This is a genomic window from Streptomyces sp. VRA16 Mangrove soil (genome assembly GCF_017377775.1).
Classification (GTDB): Bacteria; Actinomycetota; Actinomycetes; order Streptomycetales; family Streptomycetaceae; genus Streptomyces.
In genome coordinates this window covers 140,282-157,492 of sequence record NZ_JAFVLN010000004.1, presented here as the reverse complement: position 1 = coordinate 157,492, position 17,211 = coordinate 140,282, and the positions used below count along the sequence as shown (strand labels likewise).

The 17,211-nt window shown below is 72.6% G+C and carries 15 protein-coding genes; 3 read left to right on the top strand and 12 right to left on the bottom strand.

Annotated features, from left to right (window positions below; translation table 11 throughout):
• From J3486_RS12965 to J3486_RS12930, 8 genes are all read right to left on the bottom strand, one after another.
• Entirely contained in the window at positions 1-1,092 is a 1,092-nt protein-coding gene (locus J3486_RS12965; RefSeq protein WP_207820422.1) for a mechanosensitive ion channel family protein, read from the bottom strand.
• 175 nt (positions 1,093-1,267) lie between these two features.
• Positions 1,268-2,206: a hypothetical protein gene (locus J3486_RS12960; RefSeq protein ID WP_207820421.1), complete on the bottom strand. Its 939-nt coding sequence runs from the start codon at positions 2,204-2,206 to the stop codon at positions 1,268-1,270.
• A 9-nt stretch (positions 2,207-2,215) separates the two neighbouring features.
• Positions 2,216-3,244 (bottom strand): Gfo/Idh/MocA family protein, encoded by a 1,029-nt coding sequence (locus J3486_RS12955; RefSeq protein WP_207820420.1) that lies wholly within the window; start codon positions 3,242-3,244, stop codon positions 2,216-2,218.
• Positions 3,241-4,257, bottom strand: a complete 1,017-nt coding sequence (locus tag J3486_RS12950) for a Gfo/Idh/MocA family protein (protein ID WP_207820419.1) — start codon at positions 4,255-4,257, stop codon at positions 3,241-3,243. The genes J3486_RS12955 and J3486_RS12950 overlap by 4 nt, the downstream gene beginning before the upstream one ends.
• Positions 4,258-4,300: 43 nt before the next feature.
• A complete protein-coding gene (locus tag J3486_RS12945) occupies positions 4,301-5,137 on the bottom strand; it encodes a carbohydrate ABC transporter permease (protein WP_207820418.1) in 837 nt (278 codons plus the stop codon).
• A complete protein-coding gene (locus tag J3486_RS12940) occupies positions 5,130-6,101 on the bottom strand; it encodes a carbohydrate ABC transporter permease (RefSeq protein ID WP_207820417.1) in 972 nt (323 codons plus the stop codon). The genes J3486_RS12945 and J3486_RS12940 overlap by 8 nt, the downstream gene beginning before the upstream one ends.
• Entirely contained in the window at positions 6,101-7,366 is a 1,266-nt protein-coding gene (locus tag J3486_RS12935; RefSeq protein WP_207820416.1) for a sugar ABC transporter substrate-binding protein, read from the bottom strand. Before J3486_RS12935 ends, J3486_RS12940 begins: the two co-directional genes overlap by 1 nt.
• A gap of 80 nt (positions 7,367-7,446) precedes the next feature.
• Positions 7,447-8,616, bottom strand: coding sequence for an ROK family transcriptional regulator (locus tag J3486_RS12930; protein ID WP_207820415.1), 1,170 nt, complete (start codon positions 8,614-8,616; stop codon positions 7,447-7,449).
• A gap of 201 nt (positions 8,617-8,817) precedes the next feature.
• On the opposite strand from J3486_RS12930, the gene J3486_RS12925 reads away from it, so the two are divergent.
• Positions 8,818-10,080, top strand: coding sequence for an aspartate aminotransferase family protein (locus tag J3486_RS12925; protein ID WP_207820414.1), 1,263 nt, complete (start codon positions 8,818-8,820; stop codon positions 10,078-10,080).
• 198 nt (positions 10,081-10,278) lie between these two features.
• Positions 10,279-11,736, top strand: a complete 1,458-nt coding sequence (locus tag J3486_RS12920; protein WP_207820413.1) for an NAD-dependent succinate-semialdehyde dehydrogenase — start codon at positions 10,279-10,281, stop codon at positions 11,734-11,736.
• A gap of 21 nt (positions 11,737-11,757) precedes the next feature.
• On the opposite strand, the gene J3486_RS12915 is transcribed toward J3486_RS12920, so the two are convergent.
• The 4 genes from J3486_RS12915 to J3486_RS12900 all read right to left on the bottom strand — a co-directional run bounded on the left by J3486_RS12915 (position 11,758) and on the right by J3486_RS12900 (position 16,118).
• Positions 11,758-12,960, bottom strand: a complete 1,203-nt coding sequence (locus tag J3486_RS12915) for a hypothetical protein (RefSeq protein ID WP_207820412.1) — start codon at positions 12,958-12,960, stop codon at positions 11,758-11,760.
• Entirely contained in the window at positions 12,957-14,183 is a 1,227-nt protein-coding gene (locus J3486_RS12910; protein ID WP_207820411.1) for a hypothetical protein, read from the bottom strand. Before J3486_RS12910 ends, J3486_RS12915 begins: the two co-directional genes overlap by 4 nt.
• A 158-nt stretch (positions 14,184-14,341) precedes the next feature.
• Entirely contained in the window at positions 14,342-15,514 is a 1,173-nt protein-coding gene (locus J3486_RS12905) for an Ig-like domain-containing protein (protein ID WP_307804790.1), read from the bottom strand.
• Between the two features lie 427 nt (positions 15,515-15,941).
• Positions 15,942-16,118, bottom strand: a complete 177-nt coding sequence (locus tag J3486_RS12900; RefSeq protein WP_207820409.1) for a hypothetical protein — start codon at positions 16,116-16,118, stop codon at positions 15,942-15,944.
• Positions 16,119-16,331: 213 nt separating this feature from the next.
• Between J3486_RS12900 and J3486_RS12895 the strand changes: the two genes are divergently transcribed.
• Complete coding sequence (locus tag J3486_RS12895) at positions 16,332-17,180, top strand: GNAT family N-acetyltransferase (protein WP_207820408.1); 849 nt, start codon at positions 16,332-16,334, stop codon at positions 17,178-17,180.
• Positions 17,181-17,211: the final 31 nt, after the last annotated feature.

The following is a 17,211-nucleotide window of genomic DNA, read 5'->3' as shown; positions in this document are numbered from 1 at the left end:
TCAGCCGGCCTGCGGGGCGGTGTGCTCCGCGCCGTCCCGCTGCTGCGGGATCACGATCTGCTGGCTGCCCGGCGCGATCGCCACCTGCCGCACCGGCGAGGGGATCCGGATGCCCTCGGCACGGAAGCGCTGGTGCAGCCGCTTGATGAACTCGTGCTTGATCCGGTACTGGTCGCTGAACTCACCGACGCCCAGGATCACGTTGAAGCTGATCCGTGAGTCGCCGAACGTGTGGAAGCGCACCAGCGGCTCGTGGTCGGGGACCGCGCCCTCGACGTCCTTCATGACCTCGGTGACGACCTCGACGGTCACGCGCTCGACGTGCTCCAGGTCGCTGTCGTAGCCGACGCCCGCGAGCACGGTCAGGGTCATCTGCTGTTCCGGGCGGCTGAAGTTGGTCATGTTCGTGCCCGACAGCTGGGTGTTCGGGATGATCACCAGATTGTTGGAGAGCTGCCGCACCACCGTGTTGCGCCAGTTGATGTCGACGACATAGCCCTCCTCGCCACTGCTCAGACGGATGTAGTCGCCGGGCTGCACCGTCTTCGAGGCGAGGATGTGCACACCGGCGAAGAGGTTGGCGAGGGTGTCCTGGAGGGCGAGCGCCACCGCCAGGCCGCCGACGCCGAGGGCGGTCAGCAGAGGAGCGATGGAGATACCGAGCGTCTGCAGGACGACCAGGAAGCCCATCGCGAGGACGACGACCCGGGTGATGTTCACGAAGATCGTCGCCGACCCCGCCACCGCCGCACGGGACTGCGCCACCGTGCGGACCAGGCCGGTGATGACACGGGCCGCCGTCAGCGTCGCCGCGACGATCACGAACGCGGTCAGCGACATGTTCACATTGCGTCCGGTGCGCGCCGTCAGCGGCAGCACCTCGGCCGCCACCGCCGCGCCCGCGGCGACCGCCGCCCACGGGACGAGGGTGCGCAGCGCGTCGACGATCACATCGTCCCCGCCCCAGCGGGTCCGGCTCGCGCGGACGCCGAGCCAGCGCAGCAGCATCCGCAGCAGCAGGCCCGCCAGGAGCCCGCCGAACAGCGCGACACCGGCGAAGATCAGGTCGTGGAGATCGACGGCGCGGGTCATCGGACACCTCCGCACGGGCGGAACACGGCTGCGGAGACTGTTATGTGATGTTTCGTCACGTGGTACCTGCTCGTTCGGGGATGTGAAGGGCGCGTGCCGACGACGTGGCGATCCGCGCGCCGGGCCATCCTGCCGCACCGACCCGAACGCCGTGTCGGGCGGGCCCGCGATCAGGTCACCCCGGCAGTCCCTCCCACCCCGCAAGCACCTCCCGCGCCCACCGGTCCCAGGTCGCCGCGCCGCCCGGCAACGGCCAGGCCCAGGTGGGCCGGTGGCCGGTGCGCGCGGTGTGCAGGGCGCGGGCCAGCACCGGGCCCATCAGCGCGGCGCCGTCCGGGACCCGGTCGCCGTGCGCGGCCCGCAGTGTCCGGAAACGGGCCATCTCCGCGGTGTACGACGTCACGGCCGCGGCCGAGTCCCGCGCCGCCTCGTCCGGCGGTGCCAGCCGGGTGAGTTCGAGCACGGCGGGCTCCCGCTCCTCGGCCAGGGCCGCGACCAGGCGGGCGTGCCCGTCGAGCACGAGATGGGCGTCGAGGCCGCTGAACCACCAGAGCAGGACGGGCGGCAGCGTGCCGTCACGGGCCTGCTTGCGGTACGCCTTCACGCGGGCGTCCGCCGCCTCGGGCCAGGCCCGTAGCGGCAGGATCTCGCCCGCGCCGTTGAAGCGGAACCAGTCCAGGTAACCGTCCGGATCCCCGGTGACCAGACGCTCGCGCCACCGGTCGAGCACCGGCGCGAGTTCGGGTCCCCAGCGCTGGAAGCGGGTACTGCTCCGCAGCGCCCAACGGCCGTCGTGCAGCGGGCTGTCGGGCGCAGCGGCCAGCGCGTCGGCGCACCGGTGCGCCCAGCGGGCGGCGTCGCCTCCCCGCTGCCGGGCCTCGTCGGCGCGCGGCGGCGGCAGCGGGGACCGGTGCCGGCCGGTGCGCAGCACATCGACTCCGCACTCGTCGTCCTCGACGCGCGCCAGCAGCACCGGAGCCCCGTCGCCCCGCCGCACCACAAGCCGCCCGCCCTCGGCGACGTACGGGCACAGGCGGGGGCGCGGACGGCCCGTCACCTCCAGCTCCAGGCCCGCCCAGGCCCCGTCCCCACCGGTCAGTTCGGATCTGCGCATCCGCCGACGCTATCCGACGGGCACGGCCCGCCCCGTCCGCGCCGACTCGTAGGCCGCCGCCACGATCCGCAGCGCGCGCAGGCCCGCCGCGCCGTCGGTGACGTCCACGGGGCCCTCGCCCGGTCCGAACAGGAACGCGCGCAGCATCAGACCGTCCAGGTCGACGCCGTACGGGAGTTCCACGGGGCGGCGCGCCGTCTCGTCGAAGCCGAACACCTTCTGGTCGAAGGCGTCCATCTCCAGGATCGCCCGCTCCCCGACGACCTGCATCGACAGGCCGCCCCACGCCGGGTGGTGCCGCGGCTGGCTCCAGCTGCAGTCCAGGGTGAGCACCGCCCCGTTCGCGTACGTGAGGGTGAGCAGGCCCGCCGTCTCGACGGGGACGTCGCCCGCGGCCTCGTACAGGAGGTTGTTCGTCTGCGCGTACACCGACGTCACCGGGCTCGCCTCGAAGAGGTCGTCGAGCAGGTCCACGACGTGCACGGTGTGGTCCGTCAGGGCGCCGCCGCCCGCGAGCGCCGGGTCCACGAACCAGCGGCGGCGCGCGCCCGGCATGTAGCCGTTGTTGGCCGCGGACACCGTGAGCACCTCGCCCGCCGTCCCGGCCCGCACCGCCTCGCGCACCGCCAGATAGGCGGGGCTGAACCGCACCGGATGCGCCACCGCGAGGCGCACCCCCGCCGCCCGGCACGCCTCGACCATGGCCGCGCCGTCCTCGGGCGTCGTGGCGAGCGGCTTCTCGCACAGCACGTCGACGCCGTGCGACGCGGCGAGCTCGACCAGCGGGCGGTGGCGCACGTTCTCCGCGCAGACCACGACCTTGTCGGGGCCCCACGCGAACAACTCCTCGTACGTGTCGACGTAGTTGACGCCGATCCGGGCCGCGAACTCCTTGCCGCGCAGCTCGCCCGGCACCCCGGGACCGGTGTCCGGGTCGGCGGTCAGCACCTCCACGCCGTCCAGGCCGGCGAGCCCGCGCGCGAACCCGCCCGCGTGGACGTGCGCGAACGACAGCACTCCCACCTTGATGGTCTTCACAGGCCCGCCTCCTCGGTCGGCTTCAGTTCGACGGGTTCGCCGGTGCGGGCCGACTCGGCCGCGGCCACCGCGATCCGGACCGCCTCGACACCGTCGCGCGCCGACACCCGGGGCGCGGGCCCACCGGCCACCGCGGCGGCGAACTCGCGCAGTTCGGTCAGGTACGGGCTCTCCGTCATCGGGCTGCCGGGGATGCCCTCGCCGAGCGGCCGCCGCCCCTGGGCGAGCACCCGGAAGCCGGTCTGGGCCGTCGAGTCGTGCTCCAGGATGCCGCCGGGCCCGGCGACCCGGAACGTCGTACGGAACGGGAGGTCGGGCGGCCCCCACACGCCGAGCACATGACTGATCGCGCCGGACGCGTGGGTGAGGACGGCCGTGCCGGTCGTCACGTCGCCGTTCTGGGCGCCGGGGCCCTGGTGACCGCGGACCCGCGCGTGCACCCGGACCACCTCCCCGGCGAGCAACCGGGCGAAGTCCAGGTCGTGGATCATCTGGTCCACCAGAATGCCGCCCGACAGGGCCGGATCGGCGAACCAGGGCGCCCACACCGGGAAGCGGCCCGAGCGGGAGAAGCGCAGCACCGCGGGGGTGCCGACCCGGCCGGCCGCCACGTCGTCGGCGAGCGCCGCGTACGCCGGGAAATAGCGGACGACGTGCGCCGGGAAGAGCAGTACCCCGGCGGTTTCGGCGGCGTCCGCCATCTCGCGCGCCTCGGCGACGCTCAGCGCGAGCGGCTTCTCGCACACCACGTGCTTGCCCGCGGCGATCGCGTCGAGCGTCAGTTCCCGGTGGGTGAAGGTCGGGGTGCACACGTCGGCGACGGTGCAGCGGTCGAGGAGTTCGGGGAGCGAGTCCGTCGCGGTGACACCGAAGTCGCGGTGCTCCGCGGCGAGTCGCTCCGCGTTGCCGTCGGTCGACAGGATCGTGACGCGTGCGCCGAGCGCGGTCCAGGCGGGCAGATGCGCGCGGGCGATGCCGCCCGCGCCGATCAGGCCCACGTCGAGGCGTGCCATGAACGTCCTTTCGCTGTGCGTGGTCCCGGTTGCGTGGCTCGGTTCAGCCCTTCGTGCCGCTCTGGGCGATGCCCTGCACGAAGTGCCGCTGGAGGAAGAGATAGAGCAGGATCATCGGCAGGCTCGCGATCAGCGAACCGGCCATCATCACCGGGTAGTTGGTCTCGAACTGGCCCTCCAGCGAGGTCAGCCCGGCGCTGATCGGCATCTTCGCCGGGTCGGTGTTCACGACCAGCGGCCACAGCAGGTCGTTCCACGACCACATCGCCGTGATGACGGCGAGCGCGGCGAGCGCGGGCCGGATCAGCGGCAGCATGATCGACCAGAAGATCCGGAACGGCCCCGCGCCGTCGATGCGCGCCGCCTCCTCCAGGTCCCGCGGCAGCGCGAGGAAGAACTGCCGCAGCATGAACGTGCCGAACGCGCTGAACATGCCCGGAAGGAACAGCGCCGGCGGTGTGTTGAGCAGACCGAGCCGCTGGATGATGTCGTACTGCGGCAGGATCAGCAGGGACGAGGGGACCAGGAGCACCGACAGGAAGAGGGCGAACAGCACGTTCTTGCCGCGGAACCGCATCCGCGCGAAGGCGTACGCGGCGAGCGAGCAGAACACGAGCTGACCCGCCGTCCTGCCCACCGTGTTGATGACGCTGTTGCCGAGCATCCTCCCGTACGGCAGTGCGGTGAAGACCTCCTTGAACGCGGACCAGTTCCACTCCTGCGGCAGGAACGTCGTCGGGACGTGCACGGCCTCCGGCAGGGTCTTCAGCGCCGTGAGCAGCTGCCACAGGAACGGGAAGACCATCACGAGCGCGCCGAGCGAGAGCAGGATGTGCGTGGCGACGGTACCGCCGTCCACGCGGCGCAGCCGGTCACGCATAGTGCACCCACCTCTTCTGGAGCCGGAACTGAAGGTACGTCAGGGACGCGGTGAGCAGCATCAGGACGAAGGCGAGCGCGGCCGCCGCGCCCTGGTTGTTCTGCTGGAACGCCCACTGGTAGAAGAGGCTCACCACGGACTGGGTGGAGCCGAGCGCCGGGTTGGTCGGGCTCATCATCACGTAGATCAGGTCGAACATCTGGAGCGAGTTGATCACGCAGATGACCGCGGCGAAGAAGATGCTGGGCGACAGCAGCGGCAGGGTGATCCGGAAGAAGCGGCGCACCGGGCCCGCGCCGTCCAGCTCCGCGGCCTCGTAGTAGTCCTGGGGGATCCCCTTGATCCCCGCGATGAAGATGACGAGGTAGTAGCCGACGCTCTGCCAGACGGCGACGACACCGATCGCCCACAGCGCCGACGAGGGGTCGGAGGCCCAGAAGTGCCGGGACATCCCGAACCATGACAACACCTCGTTGAGCAGGCCGAAGTTGCCGTTGTACAGCCAGTTCCAGACCAGGCCCACGGCGACCGGCAGGGTCACGAACGGGATGAAGTACAGGGCGCGGTAGACGGTGACCCCGCGCAGCCCGCGCCGGTTGAGCAGCGCCGCCACCACGATCGACAGCGGCAGCGTCACCAGGCCGATCGCCCCGTACAGCAGCGTGTTGCCGACGGCCCGCCACACCGTGACGTCCTGCACCACACGGGCGTAGTTGTCGCCGCCCACCCAGGTGTTGCCGCCGAACGGGCCGAACGCGGTGAAGCTGTACCCGAACGTCTGCAGCATCGGCCAGATGTAGAACACCAGGAAGCCGATGCCGATCGGCGCGATGAAGAGATAGGCGGCCTTCTGCGTGGCGGAGTTGGGGCCTCGGCTCGTGGCGCCGGGCGCCCCCGGCCGTGACCGCGGCCTCCTGATCCGGCCCTCCGCCTCCGCGGCGGCCGTCGACGGGAACACGGCCATCACTTGCCCTCCTCGTCGAGCGCCCGGTCCATCTGCCTCGCCAGCGTCCTGGCCGCCTGCTCGATGCCGCCCTTGCCGCTGAACGGGGCCCCGAGCAGCAGGTACTCCTGGTCCTCCCACACGGCTGTGTTCCGTGAACTCGGGTACGGCACCGCATAGTCGAGCATGTCGATGAAGTGCTTCAGGTCGAACTCGGGCATCGACTTCATCCAGGCGTCCTGCGTGCCCTCGTACGAAGAGATGGTGACGCCACCCTTCGCCTGGATCTCGGCGGCCGGGCGGCGCGCCATGAAGTCGACGAACTTCCAAGCCGCCTGTTTGTTACGGGACTTGGCGCTGATCACATTGGCGAGGCCGTGGATGACGGTGGCCCGCTCCCGGCCCTTCGGCAGTACCGTCACCCCGCCGTGGTCCTTGATGGCGGGGGTGCCGTACATGAACGATGCCATCGCGGAGAGGTCGTAGTTCATCGCCACCTGCTCCGACAGGAACAGATTCCGCGACCGCACCTCCGCCATCGCGCTCTGCGGCGGCGACCAGCCCCGGTCGACGAGGTCCGTCCACAGCCGCAGCCCCTCGATCGAGCGCGGATCGGCGAAGCCCGACTTCCCGTCGCGCAGCACGTAGCCGCCCGCGCCGAAGACCGTCGGATAGAACTTGGCCTGCCGGTCCATCTCGGCGGCGATCCCGTAGACCCGGTTCCCGCGGTCGGTCAGCTCGCGCGCCGCGTTCCGCAGGTCGTCCCAGGTCCAGTCGGCGTCGGGGTACGGGACGCCCGCCTTGTCGAAGAGCCGCTTGTTGTACCAGAGGCCGACGGTGTCGAAGTCCTTCGGCAGGCCGTACTGCCGGCCGTCGTACGCGTAGATGTCGGCCAGCGCCTTCGGGTGCTTGCCGACCGGCGTGCGGTCGCGGGCGATGTGCGCGTCGAGCGGTTCCAGGACCCCGTTCGACGCGTACAGCTGGATGTTCACGGCGTTCATCCAGAACACGTCAGGGGCGGTGCCGCCCCGCATCGACGTGCGCAGCGTCGTCCAGTACGAGCTCCACGGCGTCAGCTGGATCTCCACGGAGATGTCCGGGTTCTCCCGCTCGAACGCCTTGATGATCTGTTGCATCCCGGGTTCCTGGGCGACGTCCCAGATGCCGTACGAGACCGTGGTGCGGCCGCGCGACGAGGCGGTGTCCGAAGCGTCGCCGCCGTTGCTGCACGCCGCGGCGAGCGGGCTCGCCGCGAGCGCACCGGCGAGCAGTGTTCTCCTGCGCATACGCGTCTCCGGTGGGTGGGGAGAGGGGGAGAGGGGGGAGAAGGGGTGTGCGGGGCTGAGGTGTGGTGCGTGCGGGTGGCTCAGCGTGCGGGCGGGGACGGGCTCGACGGGGGGTGCCGCTGGGGGAGCCGGACCTCCACCGCGTCCAGTGCGCGGCGCACGGCGCCCAGGGCCACGCCCTCGCGGCCGAGCGTGCTGACGGTGACGCGCGGCACGTGCAGGGTGAGCGGCGCGAGCCGCTCGGCCAGCAGCGGGCCCAGCGGATCGCCGATCGGTGCCAACGCGCCTGCCAGTACGACGAGTTCGGGATCGAGGGCGAGCACGAGCGCGGCGACGGCCGGGGCGACGCCGGTCAGGAAGCGGTCGAGGACGGCGAGCGCCGCCGGGTCCCCGGCCCGCACGGCGCGGGCGAGTGCGTCCGTCTCCGACTCGCCGGGCAGCCGTGCGCCGGTCCAGGCGAAGCCCTTCTCCGCCTCGTCCACACCGAGCTGGGGCAGGATGCCGAGCTCGCCCGCGCCGCCGCGCCGTCCCCGGTGCAGCCGTCCGTCGATCAGCACGCCGCAGGAGATCCGCGGTCCCAGCAGCACGCACGCCACGTCGTCCGCGAGCCGTGCCGCGCCGCGCCAGTGCTCGGCGAGCACCGCGAGGTTCACATCGTTCTCGACGAGCACGCGGCCGGTGCCGGGGAAGTCGTCGGCGAGCCGTCGTGCCAGATCCAGATCGGTCCAGTCCGGCACGATCACGGACCGGATCCGCCCGGTCTCGTCGACCATGCCGGGCACGCCGATGCCCAGCGACCACACGTCGTGCGGGCCGAGCCCCTGCCCGGCGAGGAAGCGGCGCAGCCGGGCGCGCAGCAGCGCGATGCGCTCGGCGCCCGACAACTGCGGTGCGAAGTCCTCCCGTTGCCGGGCCACGATCTCGCCGTCGAGCCGGGCCAGCAGCAGCACGATCTTCTTCAGCCCGATGTCGACGCCGACGACGTGCCCGGCCTCGGCCCGGAACCGGTAGCGCCGCGCGGGCCGGCCCGGCGCCCGCCCCGTCGCCGGGATGTCCGCCTCGGCGATCCAGCCCTGCCCGGTCAGCTCCTCGACGAGCGCCTCCACCGTCGGCCGGGAGAGCCCCGTCGCACCGGCGAGCCCGCTCACCGTCTGCGGGCTCTCCTGGCGCAACGCCCGCAGCACCACAGCGGTGTTGAGGCCGCGCAGCGCCGCGAGGTCGTGCCCGCGCGCCCTGTCGTGCACCGTCACGGAATCTCCCTCCGGCCGAGCGGCCACGCGCGTTCGATTGCGCAGGACTGTTGCAGAACCGTCCGGGCTTGGGAACCCCACCGGCGCGGAAATTACGCAGAACTCCTGCGAATCCGCGGGGCGTTGTCAGCGCGAGGCGGGCGGCGAATCGTCACACATGACCCATTGACGCCCGTTCGGCCCGGCGTTGACGCTGGGACCATGACCCAACTGTCCGAGCACTTGCGTCAGGCCACCCCCGTCGTCGCGCAGCGCGGGGAGGGCGTCCATCTCTACGGCATCGACGGCCGCCGGTATCTGGACTTCACAGCGGGGATCGGGGTGACGAGCACCGGGCACTGCCATCCACGGGTGGTGGCGGCCGCGCAGGAGCAGGTGGCCACGCTCATCCACGGCCAGTACACGACCGTGCTGCACCAGCCGCTGCAACGCCTGGTGGAGAAGCTGGGCGACGTGCTGCCCGAGGGCCTGGACAGTCTGTTCTTCGTGAACTCGGGCAGCGAGGCGGTGGAGGCGGCGCTGCGCCTGGCCCGGCAGGCGACCGGCCGGCCGAACATCGTCGTCGCGCACGGCGGCTTCCACGGCAGGACCGTGGCGGCCGCCTCCCTGACCACCTCGGGGACGAAGATCCGCACCGGGTTCGGGCCCCTGATGGCAGGTGTGGCGATCACGCCGTTCCCGAACGCGTATCACTACGGGTGGGACGAGGAGACGGCGACCCGGTTCGCGCTGCGGGAGCTCGACCATCTGCTCGCCACGGTGTCGGACCCGGACGACACGGCGGCGATCCTCGTCGAACCGGTCCTCGGCGAGGGCGGCTACGTGCCGGCCAACTCGGCCTTTCTGCACGGGCTTCGGGAGCGCGCCGACCGGCACGGGATCCTGCTGATCCTCGACGAGATCCAGACCGGCGTCGGCCGCACCGGCCGCTTCTGGGGCCACGACCACTTCGGCGTCCGCCCCGACGTGCTGATCACGGCGAAGGGGCTCGCGTCCGGGTTCCCGCTGTCCGGGATCGCGGCGTCGGCCGAGCTGATGCACAAGGTCAGGCCCGGTTCCCAGGGCGGCACCTACGGCGGCAACGCGGTCGCCTGCGCCGCGGCCTGCGCGACGCTCGACGTGATCGAGGAGGAGGGGCTCGTCGCCAACGCGGCGGCGATGGGCGCACGGCTGCGGACCGGCCTGGAGGACGTCGCCGCGAAGACCCCGGCCATCGGTGACGTACGCGGTCTCGGCCTGATGCTGGCGAGCGAGTTCACGACGCCGGACGGCGAGCCCGACGCGGCGACGGCCCTCCGGGCGCAGCAGGCCGCCGCGGACGCGGGGCTGTTGCTGCTGACCTGCGGCCCTTGGGGCAACGTGGTGCGGATGATTCCGGCGCTCGTCGTGTCGGAGACGCAGGTGGACGAGGCCCTGGGGATGTGGGGAGCGGCCGTTTCGGCGGCGACGGCACCCGTCGGTTAGCCGGTCCGGTGGGCGGGTGCGGTCCGGTGGGGGCTGGTCGCGCCGCGCGGCGGAGCCGCGGACGGTTACGGCCCCGCGCCCCTGAAGGCATGCGCTGCGCGCATCTCCAGGGGCGCGGGGAACGGCGCGAGCAGCCCACGACGACGCGCACTCGCCCACCCCTGCCCGAACATCCCCCCGACGAAGACGGAGCCCACCATGACCACCACCGAAGTCGTCGCAGCCGTACAGAAGAACCTCCACGTCAACGGCGCCTGGCAACCCGCGACGGCGCACCGCACCATGCCCGTGGAGAACCCCGCCACCGGCGCCACCCTCTGCCACGTCGCCGACGCGGGCCCCGAGGACGGCGCCCTCGCCCTCGCCGCGGCGTCGCAGGCGCAACGCGCCTGGGCCGCCACCGCGCCCAGGGAACGCTCGGAGATCCTGCGCCGCGCCTACGAGATCATCCTCGCCCGCACCGAGGAACTCGCCCTTCTGATGACCCTGGAGATGGGCAAACCGCTGGCGGAGGCCCGTGGCGAGGTCGCCTACGCGGCGGAGTTCTTCCGCTGGTTCTCCGAGGAGGCGGTCCGCGTCGACGGCGGCTACGCGCTCAGCCCCGACGGCCGCAACCGCCACCTGGTGCTGCGCCAACCCGTCGGCCCCTGTCTGCTGATCACGCCCTGGAACTTCCCGCTCGCCATGGGCACCCGCAAGATCGGCCCGGCCGTCGCGGCGGGCTGCACCATGATCCTCAAACCGGCGCCGCAGACCCCGCTGTCCACGCTCGCGCTGACCGGCATTCTCACCGAGGCGGGCCTGCCGCCGGGCGTCCTGAACGTGCTGACCACGTCGGACGCGGCGGGCGTGGTCGAGCCCCTGCTGCGCGGCGGCGGCATCCGCAAGCTCTCCTTCACCGGGTCCACGCAGGTCGGCCGCATCCTGCTCGCCCAGTGCGCCGACACCGTCGTCCGCACCTCGCTCGAACTCGGCGGCAACGCCCCGCTGATCGTGTTCGAGGACGCCGACCTCGACGCGGCCGTGAACGGCGCCATGGTCGCCAAGATGCGCAACATGGGCGAGGCGTGCACCGCCGCCAACCGGATCTATGTGCACGCCTCCGTCGCCGAGGAGTTCGCCACCCGCCTCACGGCCCGGATGGCGGCGCTGACCGTCGGCGACGGCACCGCACCGGGCACGGACGTCGGACCGCTCATCGACGGCGCCGGACGCGACAAGGTCGTCCGGCTCGTGCGGGACGCCGTGGAGCGCGGGGCGAAGGTGCTCACCGGGGGTGAACCGGCGGCCGGGGAGGGGAACTTCTACCCGCCGACCGTGCTCGCCCAGGTGCCGCGCGAGGCCGACCTCGCCACGACGGAGATCTTCGGCCCGGTCGCCGCGCTCTTCACCTTCGAGGACGAGGACGACGTCGTGCGCGTCGCCAACGACACCGAGTGGGGCCTCGTCTCGTACGTCTTCACCCGGGACCTCGACCGGGCGCTGCGCGTCGGCGAACGGCTGGAGACCGGCATGGTCGGGCTCAACACGGGTCTGGTCTCCAACCCGGCCGCGCCCTTCGGCGGCGTCAAACAGTCCGGGCTCGGCCGCGAGGGAGGGCGGGTCGGCATCGAGGAGTTCCTGGAGTACAAGTACCTGGCGATCCCGGTGAACTGAGGGAGGCGGGGACGCCGGGCGTCACAGGCGTTCGACCGCCCGGAAGCCGGAGAGCCGGGACATCAACGACCGTGCGGGTGGGGTGAGTTCACCCACCTGTACCGGCTCGCCGGAATTCAACAGGCCGAGGACGGCGGAGAGTTCGGGCGCGGACAGGTCCGTCTCCAGCACGTGCCCGCACGCCGCGACCAGCCGCCGCCCGCCGACCGCGGACCACAGCACACGCTCGGTCGCCCGTACCGCGTCGTCGTCCGTGAAATAGCCGGGCCGGGCCGGCGGCGGCACGGGCCCCAGACCGCCGTTCGTGGCCTGGCGCAGCGCCTCGCGCGCCACCCAGCCGTGCGCCGCCGCGGGCCGGGCCGCCTGCCGGAAGTGGTCGAGCGCCGCCGCGAACACCGGCGGCAGCCCGGCCGGCAGGTCGTCGGGCGGTTCGCCGTCCGGTACGTGGATGCCGTCGCCGCCCCAACCGCCCTGCGGAGAGAGGGGGTTGGGGCCCGGCGCGAGGATCGTCCGGAGGCCGCTGCCGGGGCGGGCCGGGGCGCGCGGGACGCCGATGCGGACCTGCGTCGCCGGTTCGGGGCCCGGCTCCGTCGTGTGCCGGTGACCGGCCGGCCAGTAGACCAGGTCGCCGGGGGTCGCGTCGGCCACCGACCAGCGCCCGTCGCGGCCGATCCACAGCCGCCGCGGGCCCGCCACCAGGTAGAGGAACGTCGCGCCTTGGTGGGTGCGGGACGCGGTGGGCTCGCCCGCGCCGTGGCAGAGCGTCGTGGTCGCGCACGGGCCCGGCTGGCCCACCCGGCGCCACAGACCGGAGAGGAACGCGCGTTCGCGCGCCCAGAGCGGATGGTGCACGGAGTGCAGCCCGCGGACCTCCAGGGAGAACGATTCTCCGGTCAGTTGGCCCGCCAGCCGCCGGTCATAGGCGTCGAAGGAGCCGTCCTCGGGGCGCGGCAGCAGATCCCCGGGGTCGACGAGACGGCGCTGCCCCGCGGTGAAGCGGATCCGGTCCGGGGTGTGGGCGCGGTGGGCGGCGACGACCGCCGTCTCGAACACCTCGTTGAGGTCGAAGGGCGCGTGCGGGACACCGGACCCGCGGATCAGCACAGGGCGCCGGTCCCAGTGCTCGGCGGCGAAGCGCCGCCAGTCGAGCGTCTCCGCGATGTCGATGTGCGGGGCGCCGCGGTGCCGGGACTCTTCGGCCCGGGCCGTGCCACCGGCGCTCATGCCCGCCGCTCCGGGCCCGTCGCGGTCAGGGCGCGCGCACGGTACAGCTCGCCGAGCAGGTCGAGGAGGGCGGGATCGTCGGCGCCTGTCGCGGCCGTGTCCGCGAGGTCCGCCACGGTGAGCTCCCCGGGCGCCGTGCGCAGCCGGGGCAGGATCAGGTCGGCGGTGGCCCGCGGCACCGGCCAGGCGTGTCCGTTCGCCGCCCAGATCGCGCTGGATCCGTCGCCGGGCAGGCGGACGATCTCAGCGGTGCGCCTTAATCGGTGCCCCGGGGTGAGCCGGACGCCGGGGCGCCGGGGCGGCACCGGGTCGAGCCCGGCCGCCGAGCGCAGCCCCGCCCAGCGCAGCAGCAGCGCCCGCTCGGGCTCCGGGCCCGCCATCGTGTCCGTGAACACGGCTGCGGCGTCGGCGAGTTGACCCGGCGGATCGAGCCGCCCGTCGGGGGCGGCCGGGACGGGATGCCGGTAGGTGATCTGCTCGCTCACGTACGCGGGGCTGCGCCGCATCAGGTCCGCGACGACGTCCGCCACGAACGGCAGCGCGGCAGTGGTCCGCGCGGGGACGCTGAGCCGCAGCGTGGTGCAGGGCCCCGGCCGGTGTTCGAGATGGCTGCTTCCGGCCGGCCAGTGGACCAGGTCGCCGGCCCGGGCCCGCAGCTCGTACTCGGTGCCGGTGTGCTCGGGCCGTACCCGTACGGTCAGCTCGCCGTGCAGCACCCAGGTCAGCGCCGCGGAGTCCGGACGGGCGGCCGTCTCCTCCACGGTGTGGTGCCGGTCGCCGACGGTCAGCTCCGCGGTGATCGGCAGCGGGGCCCGGCCGACGTGGCGCCACAGCTCCGCGAGGCAGTCCCGCACCCGCGACCACAGCCGGAAGTCGTGGCTCAGCGGATCGGCGACCGTCAGCAGCCAGCCGTCACCGGCCAGGGCGGGGTCCGCGGCGAGGCGGTCGGCGTAGGCGGCGGGGTCCCGGTCGCCGGGACCCGGCAGCAGCGGCCCCGGATGTCGCAGCCAGCCGTCGGTCGTGGCGAGCCGCACCCGGCCGGGCGCCGCCGCAGCGACCGCGGCCCGCAGCAGCGTGTGCGCCCGGTCCCGGCCGAGACCGAGCGGGCAGACCCCGGGGATCACAACCGGTTCCCTGGCCCAGTGCTCCCGCGCGAAGTGCTGCCAGTCCTGGCGTGGTGCGGGGCCGGACGGGTCGGGGGCGGGTACGGGGCTGACGTTCATCGGGTCTGGAACTCCTCGGTCCGTCACCGGGGGGTGGCGGTACGGCCCCGTGACCTTGTCAGGTCATTTCCCGCGCCGTCAACGGCTTCCGGAGAAGCTGTGAACATCTGGCGCAGAACATGCGGCACGCCCCGCGCCACCCCTCGGCACCGCGCGCCTCAGACGGCGCTGCCCGCCTTCCAGTCCGACCAAGACAGGTTCCAGCCATTGAGGCCGTTGGACGGATCGACGGTGTCCTCGCCGGAGCGGCGCACCTCCACCACGTCGCCGACCATCGAGCTCTTGTAGAACTTCGCTCCCGGCGTCGAAGGATCGTCCGCGCCCTGGGCGTCGCGCAGGCCGATACAGCCGTGACTGGTGTTGCTGGTGCCGAAGATCGACGAGGCCGCCCAGTAGTTGCCGTGGATGAACGTGCCGGACGTGGTGAGCCGCTGCGCGTGCGGCACGTCGTCGATGTCGTACTCGTCGCCGAGCCCCACGGTCGTCGAGTCCATCCGGGTCTCCTTGAAGCGCTCGGAGATCACCATCTTCCCGGCCCAGGTCTCGTACCCGGAGCCGCCGCCCGTGACGTCGTACGTGGCGATCTCCTTGCCGTCCCGCGAGACGGTCATCGACTTCTTGCTCAGGTCGACGACGCTGATCTGCTCGCGTCCGATGTGGAAGGTGACGTCCTTGTCCTGGGTGCCGTACACCCCGTCCGCGCCCTGGACGTCCTTCAGCCGCAGCTTCAGGGTGATCTTCGTGCCGGCGGCCCAGTACGAGGCGGGCCGGAAGTCGAGGCGGGTGTCGCCGAACCAGTGCCCGGCGATCTCCACGCCCGGATCGGCGGTCACGGTGATCGCCTTCTGGACGGCGGCCCGGTCGCTGACGGCGTGCGTGAAGTTGATCGAGACGGGCATGCCGACGCCCGACGTGGAGCCGTCCTCGGGGGTGAAGTACCCGACGAAGGTCGCGTCCGGCTTCTTGGTCGTGAAGCGGGAGGTGTGCGCCGATTCGGCCCCTTCGACCCGGGCGGTGACGGTGTAGTCCGTGTCCGACAGGGGGTTCCCGCTGGACGTCCACGTGGTGCGGGCGTCGTTGAAGGCGCCCTTGAGCCCGTCGCCGCCGTCACCGGCGGTGACCGTCACGCTCGCCAGGGTGGCGCCGGACACCCGTACGGTGACGGGGCTGGTGAAGTCGGCGGCGGTCGCGCCGCTCGCCGGGGTCACGGTCACCTCGGCCTTGCTCGCCGCTGCGCTCGCACCGGCCCCGCCCGAGCCGGTCCTCGCCCCGGCGGTGCCCGCGCAGCCCGCCACGGTGGCCAGCGAGGCCACGCCGAAGGCAGTCAGCACTCCCCTCCGTGACCAGCGGTCCGATCGCGCCTGCCGCGTCCGGTCCGCCTCGTCCGTTGTCCGATCCCGAGAGTCGCCCACACCCCAGCCTTCCTGATCCATGGCTCCTGCGATGGGGAATGCTGCCGCTGCGACCTGGGCGAATCCTTGGAAAACGGGCCTCTTGCCTTAATTTTCCCTTTGAGGGTGTGCCGGGGGTGCCGGCCGGCCGGATCGCGGGCGCGTGGGCCCTGTGGAAGGGTGGGGAAAAATGGGCTGAATGCCCTTAATGACCGCTATCCCAAGAGGAGGCCGCCCATGTCCTCGAAGCGTCGCCGCAAGAAGAAGGCCCGCCGCAAGCACGCGGCGAACCACGGAAGCCGTCCCCAGTCCTGACGGCGGGGTGGGGCGGAGCGAGGTGGGGTGCGACCGGAGGGAGCCCGCGGGCTCAGACCTCCTGCACGACTCCTTCACCCACCGCTACCGCCCACTCCGTCACCAGCGCCTCGTACTCCGCGCGGTCCTCGGCGGTCAACTGCCCACCGGTGCGCGCCCACAGGTCACGAATCTGTTCGTTGACCACGTCGGCCGATCGTGCGGAGCGCGGAGCGGGGGTGGAGGACATGTGAACGAGCCTAGGGGATCGGTACTACTTTTCGCTCCGTTCGGTGACGTGGGTATCGCCATGTGTGATGTTCGCCATGGTCGTCAACCCCGCCCGTACGATTCCGGCCTCCGCCGTCGCACCCGGCCACAGCCGCCTCGGCAACTCCCTTGACGCGCTCGGGAGATGCGAGGATCTCCGGCGACCCGAGCACGGTGAACCGGAGGAACAGGCATGAGCGACGTCCCCCAGCGTCTCGACATCTCCCGCGCCACACCAGACGACTGGTCGGTGGTGTGCGACTGGGCGGCCCGGGAGGGCTGGAATCCCGGCCGCGCGGACACGGCCGGCTTCTTCGCGCAGGACCCCGACGGCTTCTTCCTCGGCCGGATCGACGGCGAACCGGTGTCGGCGGTCTCGGTCGTCAACTACGGCGCCGACTACGCCTTCCTCGGCTTCTATCTGGTCCGCCCCGATCTGCGCGGCCGGGGACTCGGCATCGCCACCTGGCGGACGGGCCTCGCGCACGCGGGCGAACGCACCGTCGGCCTCGACGGAGTCGTCGCCCAGCAGGACAACTACCGGAAGTCGGGCTTCCGGCCGGCCCACCGCACCGCCCGCTACACCGGCACGGCGACCGGCGCGGACCCGCGGCCCGACGCCACCGTCGTGCCGGTCGGCGGTGACCTCGCACCCGTGCTCGCCTACGACCGCGCCTGTTGTCCGGCCGACCGGCCCCGCTTCCTGGAGACCTGGCTCACCACGGACGGGCACACGGCCGTGGCCCGGATCACCGGCGGACGCCTGACCGGGTACGCCGTGCTGCGGCCGGGCCACGACATGCCCCGCATCGGCCCGCTGTTCGCGGACACGGCGGGCGACGCCCGCGCCCTGTTCGACGCCCTCGCGCCCGCCGACGGGCCGGTGTGCATCGACGTACCGCTCACCAACCCGGAGGCCGTCGCCCTCGTCGAGGCCCGCGGGCTCACCCCCGGGTTCGACACGGCGCGGATGTACACCGGGCCCGTACGGGAGTACGCGACGGAGCGGGTGTTCGGGGTGACGACGCTCGAACTCGGCTGAAATGGCGGGGTGTTGTTGTCGGGGATGCCGT